This window comes from Vibrio sp. 1F169 (assembly GCF_041439605.1).
Lineage (GTDB): Bacteria > Pseudomonadota > Gammaproteobacteria > Enterobacterales > Vibrionaceae > Vibrio > Vibrio tasmaniensis_A.
In genome coordinates this window covers 76623-90122 of record NZ_JBGOOI010000004.1, presented here as the reverse complement: position 1 = coordinate 90122, position 13500 = coordinate 76623, and the positions used below count along the sequence as shown (strand labels likewise).

14 protein-coding genes and 1 tRNA gene are annotated in these 13500 nt (G+C 43.4%); 8 read left to right on the top strand and 7 right to left on the bottom strand.

Annotated features, from left to right (window positions below; translation table 11 throughout):
- Nucleotides 1-32 precede the first annotated feature (32 nt).
- Together ACED53_RS02920 and ACED53_RS02915 are read right to left on the bottom strand one after the other, a co-directional pair.
- Nucleotides 33-599, bottom strand: coding sequence for a DUF1415 domain-containing protein (locus tag ACED53_RS02920; protein WP_012604112.1), 567 nt, complete (start codon nucleotides 597-599; stop codon nucleotides 33-35).
- Between the two features lie 85 nt (nucleotides 600-684).
- The gene (locus ACED53_RS02915) at nucleotides 685-1884 is read right to left on the bottom strand and encodes an MFS transporter (RefSeq protein ID WP_017100692.1); all 1200 of its coding nucleotides are present in this window, start codon (nucleotides 1882-1884) and stop codon (nucleotides 685-687) included.
- Between the two features lie 110 nt (nucleotides 1885-1994).
- On the opposite strand from ACED53_RS02915, the gene ACED53_RS02910 reads away from it, so the two are divergent.
- On the top strand, nucleotides 1995-2867 hold the full coding sequence (locus tag ACED53_RS02910; RefSeq protein ID WP_017100693.1) for a LysR family transcriptional regulator: 873 nt from the start codon (nucleotides 1995-1997) through the stop codon (nucleotides 2865-2867).
- Nucleotides 2868-2956: 89 nt separating this feature from the next.
- Here ACED53_RS02910 and ACED53_RS02905 read toward each other — a convergent pair whose 3' ends face one another.
- The gene (locus tag ACED53_RS02905) at nucleotides 2957-3193 is read right to left on the bottom strand and encodes a glutaredoxin family protein (RefSeq protein ID WP_004734934.1); all 237 of its coding nucleotides are present in this window, start codon (nucleotides 3191-3193) and stop codon (nucleotides 2957-2959) included.
- A 153-nt stretch (nucleotides 3194-3346) separates the two neighbouring features.
- Between ACED53_RS02905 and ACED53_RS02900 the strand changes: the two genes are divergently transcribed.
- Nucleotides 3347-3844, top strand: coding sequence for a YgjP-like metallopeptidase domain-containing protein (locus ACED53_RS02900; protein WP_004734935.1), 498 nt, complete (start codon nucleotides 3347-3349; stop codon nucleotides 3842-3844).
- Between the two features lie 4 nt (nucleotides 3845-3848).
- Nucleotides 3849-5207, top strand: coding sequence for a 23S rRNA (adenine(1618)-N(6))-methyltransferase RlmF (gene rlmF / locus ACED53_RS02895; RefSeq protein WP_017100694.1), 1359 nt, complete (start codon nucleotides 3849-3851; stop codon nucleotides 5205-5207).
- A 107-nt stretch (nucleotides 5208-5314) separates the two neighbouring features.
- Here rlmF and pilW read toward each other — a convergent pair whose 3' ends face one another.
- Both pilW and metA read right to left on the bottom strand, forming a co-directional pair.
- Nucleotides 5315-6082, bottom strand: coding sequence for a type IV pilus biogenesis/stability protein PilW (pilW, locus tag ACED53_RS02890; RefSeq protein ID WP_017100326.1), 768 nt, complete (start codon nucleotides 6080-6082; stop codon nucleotides 5315-5317).
- 169 nt (nucleotides 6083-6251) lie between these two features.
- On the bottom strand, nucleotides 6252-7193 hold the full coding sequence (gene metA / locus ACED53_RS02885; RefSeq protein WP_004734938.1) for a homoserine O-succinyltransferase: 942 nt from the start codon (nucleotides 7191-7193) through the stop codon (nucleotides 6252-6254).
- A gap of 273 nt (nucleotides 7194-7466) precedes the next feature.
- Between metA and ACED53_RS02880 the strand changes: the two genes are divergently transcribed.
- Nucleotides 7467-7835, top strand: coding sequence for an ATP-binding protein (locus tag ACED53_RS02880; RefSeq protein WP_017100325.1), 369 nt, complete (start codon nucleotides 7467-7469; stop codon nucleotides 7833-7835).
- A gap of 74 nt (nucleotides 7836-7909) precedes the next feature.
- Nucleotides 7910-8332: a DUF3859 domain-containing protein gene (locus ACED53_RS02875; protein ID WP_009846913.1), complete on the top strand. Its 423-nt coding sequence runs from the start codon at nucleotides 7910-7912 to the stop codon at nucleotides 8330-8332.
- A gap of 134 nt (nucleotides 8333-8466) precedes the next feature.
- Here the strand turns inward: ACED53_RS02875 and ACED53_RS02870 are convergent, their stop codons facing one another.
- Complete coding sequence (locus tag ACED53_RS02870; protein WP_017083494.1) at nucleotides 8467-9573, bottom strand: M20/M25/M40 family metallo-hydrolase; 1107 nt, start codon at nucleotides 9571-9573, stop codon at nucleotides 8467-8469.
- 259 nt (nucleotides 9574-9832) lie between these two features.
- Between ACED53_RS02870 and ACED53_RS02865 the strand changes: the two genes are divergently transcribed.
- Nucleotides 9833-11797, top strand: a complete 1965-nt coding sequence (locus ACED53_RS02865) for a GGDEF domain-containing protein (protein WP_017100324.1) — start codon at nucleotides 9833-9835, stop codon at nucleotides 11795-11797.
- A gap of 153 nt (nucleotides 11798-11950) precedes the next feature.
- Here ACED53_RS02865 and ACED53_RS02860 read toward each other — a convergent pair whose 3' ends face one another.
- Nucleotides 11951-12136, bottom strand: a complete 186-nt coding sequence (locus tag ACED53_RS02860; protein WP_004734943.1) for a hypothetical protein — start codon at nucleotides 12134-12136, stop codon at nucleotides 11951-11953.
- Nucleotides 12137-12408: 272 nt separating this feature from the next.
- Between ACED53_RS02860 and ACED53_RS02855 the strand changes: the two genes are divergently transcribed.
- Complete coding sequence (locus ACED53_RS02855) at nucleotides 12409-13077, top strand: DUF2726 domain-containing protein (protein ID WP_004734944.1); 669 nt, start codon at nucleotides 12409-12411, stop codon at nucleotides 13075-13077.
- Between the two features lie 264 nt (nucleotides 13078-13341).
- Nucleotides 13342-13418, top strand: a tRNA-Val gene (locus ACED53_RS02850).
- Nucleotides 13419-13500 lie beyond the last annotated feature (82 nt).

Genomic DNA, 13500 nt, shown 5'->3' with positions numbered 1-13500 from the left:
GCTGTCAGCTCTTAAAGCTCAAAGGTTAGTTCTTAACTGAATAGATAAGGGAACAACTTACGACGCTCTTCGGGTGTTAAAGATTCAACTCTCGCGATGTTGGTATCAGGAATCGTTTCAGGGTTGGGGTAGTGCTTCAACACTTTTTCCATACTCGCTTCACGAATCAAATGGTAAACCGGATACGGAGAGCGGTTAGTAAGATTTTCATCGTCTTCTGGATCCGCACCACCAAAGCAATAGTCTGGATGGAAGGTTGCCACTTGATAAACGCCTTCCCAATCTTCTTGCTTGATCAAGGCTTCAATCCAATCAATGAACATGTTGTAGTCGAAGAAATCTTGCAGCATGTTAGGCACAACCACCAAAGTCGTCTCTAATTCTGCGACTGGCGTGTTATCTAATTCTACAAAGTGCGTCATGATGTCTTCTAGTAACGCTTCTTCCGTTTTCGCTTCACTCACAAAGATCTTAATCTGTTTATTACGTTGTGGCTTAGCTGCAAATGGACACAGGTTTAGGCCAATAACGACATCGTCTAACCACTGTTTTACTTGGTCATGGATGGTTTGAAGATCTGAGCTTTGAGTGTTCGACATAACAGGTTCCGAAATGAAATTTTGCGTAGGATATCAGAACGGACGTTAATCAAAAGCAATAATTGAGTTACAACCTCAGTCGTACTTATGCTTGTGCGAGTTTAGAGGCTGACACTTGAAGTTGTTTTAACTGGTAGACCCAAGCAAATATCGCAACATAGAAGATAGAACCACCGGCGATAACACCATTCCAACCGAACAACTGCCAGCAATATAAGAGTAAGAAACCACCCAAGCTCCCGCCTATGTAATAGTGAACTAAGTAAAGTGCGGTTGCTGTCGCTTTCGCGCTCGATGCTTTTTGACTTACCCAAGAATAGGCTAGGGTATGGGCGAAAAAAGCTCCGCCACTGATCAATAACAACCCAGCTAACATGAATGGGACTTTGTCGACGGCAGAAACCAACATTCCGATTAAGCTAATACACACGCCCATCAATATACCGTTTAACGGATCAAAGCGAAGTGTCCATTTGTTGGAGAGCTTAGAGCTTACCGTACCGGCCAAGTAACATAGGAATATCAGTGAAGCTAAGCCCACTGGCACTGAGTGAGGTTCGGATACCAACCTAAAGCCCATTACTGAATACAGGTTAACGAATAGCGCGAAGTTAGCGCCACCAATCAACATCGCGAGCCACAAGGTACGGTTTCTTAAGTGCATCACAACCGAGCGGTTATGATGAAAGAACAACCCTTTTTGAGGTTTGAAGTTTTGTTGGTCAGGCAGACGATACGCAATATAGAGAGCGCCGATTAAGGAGCCGACCACGAAAAACAAAACCGTTGCGTGCCAGTCAAAATAATCCGTAATCAAGCCACCCAATACACGTCCGAAAATTCCACCCAATGAGTTGGCTGCAATATAACCACCGATCGCGACTGCAAATGCTTTGGGTGATAACTCTTCGACCATATAGGCAACCGCCACGCCTGCCAAAGCAGCGACTGCGATTCCCATTAATGCTCTGGCAATAACAAGTTGCAGTAGAGTGGTTGTGAACACCATGCTCAATCCAATCAAAGGAATAGCGAACAGACTCAATAGGATAATAGGTTTTCGACCAAAGGTTTCAGAAGCGATTGCCCAAGGCACCAAGCTGATGGAAAGCCCAAGTGTTGTCGCGGCAAACAGCCAGTTGATCTGAGTTTCAGATACTTGGAAGTGCTCCGCCATGTGCGGCAAGATAGGCTGAAAGAGGTAAAGGTTACAGAAAATGATAAATGAACCAATCGCCAATGATTGGGTGATGCGTTTGTATTGAGGACTGCCTTTATCAAACATTTACGTTGTGCCTGCGCGAGTAAGTAAGCTATTTGTGAACAAGTTATCAGCACAAGTGTGATTAAAGAAATATATTAAAAATATCACCTCTATATATTAAATATATCGCCATGCTTGAATCAAAACCTCTTCGACATTTTCTGGCCGTTGCTCAGTTTGGTAATTTTACCCAGGCTGCAAAAGCGCTGCATATCGCACAGCCTGCATTGAGTATCTCCATTAAAAAACTAGAACAGACGCTTGAGTTGATTCTATTTCGTCGAGGAGATAAATCCGTCACCTTAACGGAAGAGGGAAAGGTACTGTTTGAGCATGCAAAGCGAATCGCCCAGCAGTTTGATGATGCTCAACTCGCAATGAATGAGCTAAAGGGACTAGAAAAAGGCGAGGTTCGTTTAGGCGCTCCAAGCATGATGGGGAGCTACTTTTTCCCCCAAGTCGTGATGGCATTTAAAAGCCAATACCCAAACCTAAAGTTGACCTTGATTGATGCTGGCACCGCTTCGATTCGTGAAATGTTGTTAAACGGCGAACTCGATATTGGCGTAATCAACCATGAAAACGTGCCTGATGATTTGGAAACTGACCACCTGTTAAGCTCAGAAATGTTAGCGGTCGTTGGCAAAGATCACCCACTCGCAACGCAACCATCCATCACCTTTGAAGAATTTTTTGCTCAAGAGCTGATCATGTTCAAATCGGGCTATTTCCACCGCGATTTTATTGATGCGACCTGTAAGAAGTACGATCTTGATATGACCATTGCGTTTGAAACCAACTTGCTCCCGATGATTCTTTCTATCGTTAAACGAGAGTTTGCCATTACTGCGCTGCTTAGCTTGGTGACAGAATACGAGGAAGACGTAGTAGGCGTGCCATTTAAAGACCCTGTGAAACTCAATCTATCTTTGGCTTGGAGAAAGGAAGGGTACTTGTCGAAGGCGGACCGAACCTTTATTGATTTCGTTAAGCGGTATGTGTGATTTAGTAAGATCTAAATAAACAAAGCCCGAGTATCCTAGATTGGATATTCGGGCTTTGTTGTATAGAAGTATGACTGGCTCAGAGCACGTTAGGTGTTCTTTGAGTTATACATCTTATCGAAGTTTTTCTGATTCCAGCCGACCATCACTTGGTCACCGATCTTAAGCACAGGGATAGAGCGAGCACCCATCGCCTGTAATTCTTTACGGCCACGCTGCATTTTTGCATTCGTTAGGCGATATTCAATTTTCTTCGAATCCAAATAGCGTTGTGCATCTTTACAGTGCGGGCATTTGTCTGCGACGTACAATACAACACGTTTCATTTTTACAATCTCTTTTTGAGTGTAGCTCTTGATGAATCTCGCTAAAGTGTAACGAATCCTAGGTGATTAGAAAAGTGTGATCAGTTACACTATGCGGCTCAATTTTCAAGACCACAACATATTGTCGTGGTGTAACTTGTACGGTCTTTCAGCATGCATCCTTCTTTACGCTATATTCAAGGCTACCCGAAGCACATTCTCGACCCGGTAACTCAACTTGTTGAATCAGGTAAATTGGTGCCGTGGTTTGAAGCTCGCTACCCAAAGAATCATGAAATCAAAAGCGAGAAAGCCCTGTTTGACTATGCGATTGAGATTAAAAATCGCTACATGAAAAAAACGCCACCGATCAGTAAAGTGATTTATGACGGCAAGATACACCTAATTAATAATGCATTAGGTCTGCACTCTTACGTCGCGAAGAATCACGGTGGAAAGATCAAATCGAAGAACGAGATTCGCATCGCCAGTGTTTTTAAAAATGCACCAGAACCTTTGCTGAGAATGCTGGTGGTGCATGAACTGGCGCACATCAAAGAGAAAGAACACGACAAAGCCTTTTACCAACTATGCTGTCACATGGAGCCGGAATATCATCAACTTGAGTTAGATGCCCGTTTATTCATGATGTATTTAGACTTAAAGAAGTAGCCCAATGAGCCAATCACAAAATAGAACTACGCTAAGCCTGTCGAAAAACAGTACCTCATCAACAAAAACAAAAGACAACCAAGCTGATCAAGGTAACCGTAAGCACGGTGATATTAAGCCAAATGCAGGCAAGCCAAGCAGCGACAAGCGTATTTCTACAAAGAACACATCAGACCGCAAAAACAGTGCTCCCAAAGGTGCTGACAACAACAAAGCAAAGCGACCTTTTGCAAAAGATAGCAAAGGTAAACCGGGTGCGAATAAAGGGTCATCGAATAAGGGTTCTTTCAATAAAACTGCTTTTAACAAAAACGCAGCCCAGAAAAGACGCTCGACTGAAAAGCCTCAAAGTGGATTGCACCCAAGAAACCAACATACAGGTCGTTATGACTTCGAGTTATTGGTTGCAGCCTTGCCTGAGCTAAAAGAACACTTGATCAAGAACCCGGTGGGCGAAGACACCATTAATTTCTCTGATCCATTAGCCGTTAAGCTACTTAATAAGGCTTTACTGGCGCATCACTATGGCGTTAAGCATTGGGATATTCCTGCTGGTTACTTGTGCCCGCCAATTCCTGGCCGTGCAGATTATATTCACAGAGTGGCAGACATCCTTAATAGCGATGGCCAAGGTGAACCTTATAATCATGCTTCTGTGAAAGCATTAGATATCGGTGTTGGTGCAAACTGTATTTATCCAATCATTGGTGCGACAGAGTATAAGTGGCGCTGGACAGGTACTGATGTCGATTCAGTCTCCATCAAAACAGCGAACTTCATTGCGGAAAGTAACCCTAATCTAAAAGGTAAGATTCGAGCTCGCCTGCAAGCCGACTCAGAATCTATCTTTAAGGGCGTGATTAAGGATAATGAACGTTACGATGTCACAATTTGTAACCCTCCATTCCATAGCTCTCTAGAAGAGGCGGAAAAGGGATCACAACGTAAACTGGATAACCTAGCGGCAAACCGAGCTAAGAAAGCCGGTCAGTCATTCAAGCCAGAAACGAATAAGAAGCCAGCTAAGTTAGACAAATTAACCACGCAAAATAAACCAACTAAGCAAGATAAACCAACCTTAAACTTTGGTGGCCAAAAGTCTGAACTTTGGTGTCCGGGTGGTGAAGCAGCTTTCATCATGAAGATGGCGAGAGAGAGCCAGCTTTTTGCTACTCAAGTATTGTGGTTTACGACATTGATCTCTAAGAAAGACAACGTTGATATGGTTCGTTCAGAGCTTGGCAAGCTGAGAGCTAAACAAGTAAAAGTGGTTGAGATGTCACAAGGCCAGAAGGTGAGTCGCTTTATCGCATGGACCTTTATGGACGACGAACAAAGACAAGAGTGGATTGCGCTTAAATAACAGACTGTACTTAGTTAAGATATTAAGCTGAAATTACGAACGGGCTTGTTGTTAACGCAACAAGCCCGTTTTTATATTTATCGCAACGACTCTAAGCTCAGTTAGCCTTAAACGGAGAGCAGTTCGTCTAATTTACTTTGGTATTTCTGTTGAAGTGCTCGGTTACCCGCTTTCTTTTCGAGTTCGACCAAGATTTGAAGCGATGGAATTTGATAGCCATAACGTTGGTGGAATTTGAATAAGCGGAGCCTAGCGTCATTGTATTCGGCCTCACTGACTTCAATTTTAGAAAGCTGTAGTACGGATCTAGCTCGATTCGGGTCGTGGTCAATCGCACGAGAGAAGTAGTATTTTGCTTGCTCGACCTCTCCGGCTTTAAACGCGCAGAATGCCGCATTTTCATAACTGGCAGAGACGAGATAATAATAGGGTTGGTCGATGGCACGGTTAAAGTATTTATCGGCTTGCTCGTATTCGCCCTGTTTACACAAGAATGTACCGTAGTTGTTCAATACGTTGCCGTTTCTTGCGTCTAACCTCAGCGCTTTTTTATAGGCATCTCTTGCTTCGTCAACTTCCCCAACTTGTTCGTAATAGTGCGCAATGGAAAGGCGAGCTCGATAGTAGCTAGGTGCGTGTTTGATGGCGATCTCTAGGTTCTCACGTGCTCTCACCATATTCCCTTGCCCCATATAACCCAAACCTAATTCAATACGAGATTCAGACATCGCAATAGGGTCACTTTCAATCTTTGGCGGTCCTTCAGTGACAGAAACGCAACCGACCAACGAAAGAGAGGCGAGTAGTATCAGACTCGATAACGAAAGGGGGCGGGATAATGAAATAGGTTTAGATAATAACGACTTGGCGGGCATGTGAAGCTCCTTATGAACACCAACCCATCATATGAAATCAAACCCATTGAAGTGGTAAATCTATTATGGAATGCGACTCAAACACCATAAAAAAACCGCGTCCAATTTGGCGTTTTATCAACAACCTACTGAACACGGCTTTATGTGTTTGTGAATCGGAAGAAAGAACTTAATCGTCTTTGGTAAAGTTGTCTTCGCTGAAGTGATCCAAATCGTAAGGCGTTTGTTGGTAAACGCAGTAGTTCAACCAGTTTGAGAATAACAAGTGCCCATGACTACGCCAGCTTGCGACAGGCTTATTATCTGGATTGTTGTTCGGGTAGTAGTTGATTGGAATCACGGGTTCCATGCCTTCGCCTAAATCACGAACGTACTCACCGTGTAATGTATGCGCATCGTATTCAGGGTGACCCGTTACAAACACGTTTCGCTTATCTTTGGTCGCCGCCAGATATACGCCAGCCACATCAGAAGTCGCAAGAACATCAAGGTCGGTATGCTCGGCTAAGTATTCCTGAGAGAAATCTGCGTAGCGAGAGTGCGGTGCTAAAAAGGTATCGTCAAAACCACGCAGAAGCGGGTGGTAAGGGTGATGAATCTCGTGATTATAAACACCAGAAAGCTTCTCTTTGCGAGTGCGCTTTGGCAAATCATACAGTAATTTCAAACCCGCCTGAGCCGCCCAACACACATACAAGGTTGAGGTCACGTGCTTGTTTGCCCATTCCATGATGGTTTTTAGGTGGTCCCAGTAGATCACATCTTCAAATTGAACCAAGCCAAGCGGTGCACCAGTAATGATCAATCCATCAAAGTTTCTCCCTTTGACCATTTCAAATTGGCGGTAGAAGTTATCAAGGTGTTCAGTCGGTGTGTTTTTGCTTGGTCGGTCATCAATGCGCAGCAGCTCTACATCCACTTGCAATGGACTGTTCGATAGTAGGCGTAAGAATTGAGTTTCAGTTTCAATCTTCTTCGGCATCAGGTTGAGGATCAAGACTCGAAGTGGACGAATTTCCTGTGTCGATGCTCTTGATAACGGCATCACGAAGATGTTTTCTTCACGAAGAACATCAGATGCTGGCAATTGGTCTGGAATGCGAATAGGCAAAGCTTTCTCCCTAAGCTAGATATGTAGACGTCTATACATCTAAATCTATAGTAGTTTGATACGCTTGTCGATATCCAAAATGGATAGATGTAAATTATTTGTGTTTTCTATCAGAAGCCACCTTCCGACGTCGAGGGCGTCTTATAATGTTTAACGACTACCCGAGTAAGGCATAAGTGCTTGGTTCTGTTATGTAGAACTAGGCAGTTATCAGAGCAAGCGGTTAGCATTTACGATAAACTCATGTTTTCGAATTAGCCTGTAAAGTGACAGATGAAGTTAATACTCATTCGAGGGTTGCCCGGTTCTGGCAAGTCAACAAAAGCAAAAGCCTACGATGCATTGCATGTTGAAGCCGATATGTATTACGTGAATGAGCAAGGTGACTACTATTTTGATCCAAGGCAGCTACAGCAAGCGCATGAGTGGTGTCAGAACACGGCTGAAAATGGCTTGAAGCAAGGGTTGGATGTTGTTGTTTCGAATACCTTTATTAAGCATTGGGAAATGAAGGCTTACCGTCAACTTGCACGCAAATATAAAGCAGAATTGATTATCGAAGTGTGCCGAGAGCAATTTGGTAGCATTCACGACATCGAACCGTCTGTGATTAAGCGCATGGCGAAAGATTGGCAAGAATAGCCTCGTGCTTATCCAGCTTGGCTGAATGGCAAATAGAATTAAATTAATAGAACAACTCCAAGGTAACGATTGAAATGGCAAAGCGCTCTGTTGTGGTCGACATGACTTCTTATGGTATCTATTCCACGTGGGATTCCAAATCTAAAGATCTACCAAAAATCCAAGAGTTCACCACTACCGTTGATGCCGAAATCGATGTGGAATTTGGCTATATCTTGAATATCAAGAAAGCCAAAGGTGAAAAGATCCGCTACTGCATCTATCACCCGGATATCACTACAGACAAGGGCGAAGTGCTCGAACCGTTCGATGGTGAAGAGCATGTCGGTAACAACGACTGGGATTTCTACTTAGGTGACACCATCTGGGCGCCAGTCTCGAACAAGTTAGGCAAGTGGCGCATGACCGTGGAGTTAAAAGGCAACATCATTGCCGATAAGACATTCGACCTTGTTGCAAAAGACGAAGGCCAATTCTGGAAGCGTAGGGGGTTTTAAGCTTAATCTTCTAGCTAAACTCAGACTACAAAAAAGCCGAGTCACGGATCATTCGTGAACTCGGCTTTTTGACATTAACTAGATGGCATTTTCTATTTCATTAACGAGTAAGGTTGTCTAGTTAACCAGTAAGATTATTGAGTTACGTAAGCCACAACAAACTCAGTGATAGCGACCATATCTTTCACTGCAATGTACTCTTCTGTGGTGTGAACTTTCGCCATACCAGTAGAAAGGTTAACCGTTGTTAGACCTTTCGCGTTGAAGTTGTTCGCATCGCTACCGCCGCCAGTGCGTTTAGTGTTTGCGGTTACGCCAAGCTTCTCAAACGCTGATTTGATAGAAAGAATGTGCGGGTGATCGTCTGCAATAACGAATGCATCGTAAGCGCGCGTTGATTCGATTTCTACTTCAGCGCCGAACTGCTTAGCACTTTCTTGGAATGTAGAGATCATGTGCTCAACTTGAGCCGTTAGCTTTTCGCCGTTTAGAGAACGTGCTTCAGCCACGACTTTAAGCTCTGGCATTACGATGTTAGTCGCTTGACCACCCTCAACAATACCAACGTTTGCTGTCGTTTCTTCATCGATGCGAAGTAGGTTCATCTTAGTGATAGCGTCTGCAGCAACTTGAATTGCGCTGATGCCTTCTTCTGGTGCTAAACCAGCGTGAGCAGGGCGACCTTTGATTTTAGCAACAATCTTCTGCTGACCCGGAGCTGCGTTTACGATGGTGCCAATTGGGCCGCCTGTATCCAGTACGATAGCGTGCTCAGATTGAATGTAAGACATATCGAAGTTCAAAGAGCCGAACAAGCCGCCTTCTTCGAATACAGTGAACGCAATCTCGATAGTTTTGTGCGCTTGGCCTTCAGCTTTGATGCAACGAACCGCTTCCATAATAGCTGCGATACCAGACTTGTCATCGCCACCGAGAATTGTGTTACCTTTTGAACGGATGATGCCGTCTTCAATGATTGGCTCAATGCCGATACCTGGCGTTACTGTGTCCATGTGGCAACTGAATACTGTGCTGCCTGGAAGAGTGCCATCTAGACGAGCGTAGATGTTGAAACCGTTAGACACTTCTGTAGGGACAGCCAGTTTGTGAACTTCAAAGCCTAGTTCACCAAGTTGTTCAGCCAACGCTTCAGCAATCGCTTTTTCATTACGAGATTCACTATCAATTTTCACTAGATTGCAGAAATGTTCTACAAGACGTTGTTCATTAATTTGGGTCATTGTTAATTCTCATTATGCTTCCGCTTGTTCTAAAGAAGCCGCGGAGGTAGGAACAGGAAAATTACTATAACGCCAATGAGGTAGATGATTATCTGAGTTAAATCAAGAAAGTTGCCTGATTGTTCTAATTAGTGAGAATAACCTTGTTCAGTTCGTCGAGATGACAACATTTTAATCTGTGTAGGGCTCGGGTATAATAAGTTTCTAATATAGATAAACAGCAGTGATATGGTCATTCAATTTGTAACGGTCTTAATACATGAATAAAAACAACGTTTTAGGTTCGTTTCTACTCGTTGTAACAATGAGTGCCGTACTCGGGCTTTATTTACTGTATCCGCTCAATGATGTGGACTTGAGCCCTCCTCAAGCCGACAACATTTCTGTCTACACCCCAGAAAAAGAACTCTCTCAAACTGAATATGGAAAAAAGTTAATTCATATTCTCGGTTTATCTCGCAGTGACCCCTCAGTTGCAAAACATCAGCTTGTTCTACTACGGCCGCCCACTGGCGTTAATGACAAAGCAATATACCAAGCTTATCGACTTATGATTTTGTCGAATGTCGCTCAACATCAACGAGATGCCGATGCCGTGATGGCCTACGTAGAACAAATAAAAGCGTTGTCTGAGCATGAAGGTATGTTGTGGTTGAAGTCAGAATCATTGGTCGAATCTGCGATTGAATACCTAAAGGAAGGCGAACTCGCAATTGCTGAAATTGAAATTCGGTCCGCGATAGGCATTGCTGAATCTATTCGTTACGACAAGCTATTGGTTAAAGCGTATAACACCGCGGGAGCGATCAATAACGTGCGGAACGACTTGCAAGACGCTCAGTACTTTTTCTATAAAGGGCTGCAACTTGGCAAGCACTATCCAACGCACATTTATAACAGCAAGCTGATGTCGAACATGGCGTTGCTCTATATCTATTTAGAGGATTGGCCTAAAGCCCTGCGTATTATTGAGAAAGCAAAAAAACTCTACTTTAAAAGTGGCTTACTTGAAGATGACGCGATTGGCATTCTTTACATTAACGAGTCATTTCTGCATTTGAGCAGTGGTGACGTGACTAATGGCCGAATTGCTTATGAGAAGGCAAAAGCACTCGATAGCAAAAGAGTCAGTGCTCGATACAAAATCTTATTACTGAGAACCTACAGTGATGTACTGCTATCAGAGGGCAATTTCAGCAAAGCATTACAAGTGGCTAATCAATGCCTTCAAGCGCCGAATATTAAGAAATACACGCTTCAAAACGGGCAGTGTTACCTAAACCGAGCATTAGCTAACATTGGACTGGATCAAGATGACGCCATATTGAATGATCTTGAACGAGCACTTGCAATCTTTGAAGTGGTTGGGAGCAGAAGTTGGAAGGTACTAGGCTTAAAAACACTGGCTGAATATTACGAATCTCAGGGTGACCTTGATACTGCACTGAGTTACTACAAACAATACTATCATGGCAACAAAGCGTTATTGTTTGATAAAAGGCAGAGTGATATTTTCTTGCTAGAACAAGACTATGCAAAACAGACACTTGCTAACGAAAACGAATTACTCAATACAGAAAAAGACCTCAACGAGTTGCTGCTTCAAAAGGAACAACTGAGAAACAGAATCGTGGTGGCATTGATCATAATGGTCAGCATTAGTGCTGTATTACTGGCGATTCGGCTTCGTAGCATTCAAAGTAAAAATAAAGCGCTGGTCACTCAATCTACAACGTGTGCGCTAACGGGTTTGTACAACCGACGCTATCTAGAGCAGTTGTTAACTCAGCCAATGCCATTTAGTACTTCACGGTTTGGGATCAGTCTCGTCATTCTAGATCTTGACCACTTTAAGCGCGTTAATGACACCTTTGGGCATGATATTGGTGATGAGGTTTTAGTGGAAGTCGCAACGCGAGTAAAGCAGCACTTATTCCCAAATGATGTAGTGGCTCGTTGGGGTGGTGAAGAGTTTGTTATGCTGCTGTCCGGTTCCATTGATCCTGAGCAACAGTTGAACGTTATCCGTTTAGCTATTTCCGAAACACCCATTGATACGCACTCCGGCGCTTTAGACCTCACCACATCGATAGGGGCGTCGATTGGTATTGCTCATGAGCAACTCAATCAAGATACTTACAAGAAGTACCTCAAAGCCGCGGATGATGCATTATATCAAGCGAAAGAGTCGGGTAGGAATCAAGTCATCATCGCTGAAAGTTAATCGCTAATCTGGAAATAAAAAGCCATTCTGATCTTCGTGAGATAAGAATGGCTTCTGGAACACTCTGAGATCGCTAATATCAAAATTTGAGTGAGAAGTAGAGTTTACTTAGCGATATGTCGAGTTTATCTATATCAACATTTTTTATATGAGTTATTTAGCGGCACCCTGAAGCATTTCAACCAGTTCGCCCTCTGTAGCCGGTTCTCTTGCCAGTTCAATCACCGCGGAAGCACCACCTTTTAACATATAAGCTCGAGTTCCGCAGTGGTCATAGTGGAACCATTTACCGTCTACACATACGTCCGTATAACATCTTGGGTCTTGTTTGAGTTCCATATCAATTTCCTTATTAACATTTGCCTAACGTTTTTCAGACTAGTTGATCACAAATTTAGGTAAATTGATCTGAATCAATCTAGAGTGTAATTGATGATTTGATTATCAAATAGGAGAGGTGTGTCTAGCGTATGAGCGACCACTTGTTGATTACAGCATCCAAAGGTCGTGATTCTGGTTGGCTACTCTTGCTCTTTTGCTTGCCACGTGAGGCTTTTCTACATACGCTAGCCACTCTTTTAATCCCTATACAGACGTGATTGTGTTGGAAAATGACTAATATCTTTATCGTTGTAATTGTTCTGGTTGTGTTCTTTTACTTTATCCAAAAGTATCTAGTGAAGCATGACGACACCAAAGATCATGCTTACCAGAAAAAAGGGTCGTTGATGTCGGCGCAACAGGCGACATTTTATAACGCACTTAAATCCGCGGTGGGCAACCATGGCGAAGTGTTTGCCAAGGTCAGCATGTCGAACGTTCTTGTTCCTGCTAAGGCGAACAACAAGAAGAATTGGTTTATCGCCAACAACAAAATCTCACGTAGCTACTTTGATTTTGTCGTCTGCGACCCGCGAACGTTAGAGCCCCGCGTGATCATCGAACTTGATAACGGCAAAGAGCTCAACAAGGGAAAGGCCGATCGAGAAAAGCTACTGATCCACGTGTGTAAATCGGCAGGCTTGCCACTGATTGGTGCATCTATTAAACACAGCTACCAAGTGAGCCGTTTGAAGAGGTTACTGGCAGCACACATCGATTTAATCGAGCCATCAAAAGAAGTTCGATTCTGTAAGAAGTGTGGCAGCCCAATGATCATCAAACTGGCCAGCCAAGGCGATTACAAAGGCCGACGATTCTTCACTTGTAGCCGTCAACCAAACTGTACGTATACAGAGAACTACAACGTTGTATTCGATGTGGATGAAGATTCTAACTAATATCTTGAGTTAAAATGCTTTATTAGAGGGGTAAGACACGAAACAGGCAGATGTATATAGCTATTGAACTAGAGACGAAATGTGATCTACTTCAAGCCATTGATCTGCTTTGTGTTTAAAATTTATTCTGATTGTTGTTTTTAAAAGCAAACGAACCGTTTTGTGCAAATTTATCCTTGCACGCTACCCATTCACTCGCTATTATCCATCTCGTTCTGAAGCGTTAGCCACTTAGTAAAGCGGTTAGTTAAGTTTCACAGCATTGCCCGCTTAGCTCAGTTGGTTAGAGTACTTGCATGACATGCAAGGTGTCACTGGTTCGAGTCCAGTAGCGGGCACCAAATTCGTTCTTTATGAACAAGCAAAAAAGCCCACCTAGTGTGGGCTTTTTTGTGTCTGTCGTATTTCAGCTAAAGCAACCGC

What these genes read in the sequence shown, in the direction of transcription:
- ACED53_RS02870 (WP_017083494.1), bottom strand. Translation starts at nt 9,573, where the DNA reads ATGACCCAAATTAATGAACAACGTCTTGTAGAACATTTCTGCAATCTA.
- ACED53_RS02875 (WP_009846913.1), top strand. Translation starts at nt 7,910, where the DNA reads ATGGCAAAGCGCTCTGTTGTGGTCGACATGACTTCTTATGGTATCTAT.
- pilW (WP_017100326.1), bottom strand. Translation starts at nt 6,082, where the DNA reads ATGCCCGCCAAGTCGTTATTATCTAAACCTATTTCATTATCCCGCCCC.
- ACED53_RS02900 (WP_004734935.1), top strand. Translation starts at nt 3,347, where the DNA reads ATGCATCCTTCTTTACGCTATATTCAAGGCTACCCGAAGCACATTCTC.
- ACED53_RS02910 (WP_017100693.1), top strand. Translation starts at nt 1,995, where the DNA reads ATGCTTGAATCAAAACCTCTTCGACATTTTCTGGCCGTTGCTCAGTTT.
- ACED53_RS02880 (WP_017100325.1), top strand. Translation starts at nt 7,467, where the DNA reads ATGAAGTTAATACTCATTCGAGGGTTGCCCGGTTCTGGCAAGTCAACA.
- ACED53_RS02905 (WP_004734934.1), bottom strand. Translation starts at nt 3,193, where the DNA reads ATGAAACGTGTTGTATTGTACGTCGCAGACAAATGCCCGCACTGTAAA.
- ACED53_RS02915 (WP_017100692.1), bottom strand. Translation starts at nt 1,884, where the DNA reads ATGTTTGATAAAGGCAGTCCTCAATACAAACGCATCACCCAATCATTG.
- ACED53_RS02920 (WP_012604112.1), bottom strand. Translation starts at nt 599, where the DNA reads ATGTCGAACACTCAAAGCTCAGATCTTCAAACCATCCATGACCAAGTA.
- ACED53_RS02855 (WP_004734944.1), top strand. Translation starts at nt 12,409, where the DNA reads ATGACTAATATCTTTATCGTTGTAATTGTTCTGGTTGTGTTCTTTTAC.
- ACED53_RS02860 (WP_004734943.1), bottom strand. Translation starts at nt 12,136, where the DNA reads ATGGAACTCAAACAAGACCCAAGATGTTATACGGACGTATGTGTAGAC.
- ACED53_RS02865 (WP_017100324.1), top strand. Translation starts at nt 9,833, where the DNA reads ATGAATAAAAACAACGTTTTAGGTTCGTTTCTACTCGTTGTAACAATG.
- rlmF (WP_017100694.1), top strand. Translation starts at nt 3,849, where the DNA reads ATGAGCCAATCACAAAATAGAACTACGCTAAGCCTGTCGAAAAACAGT.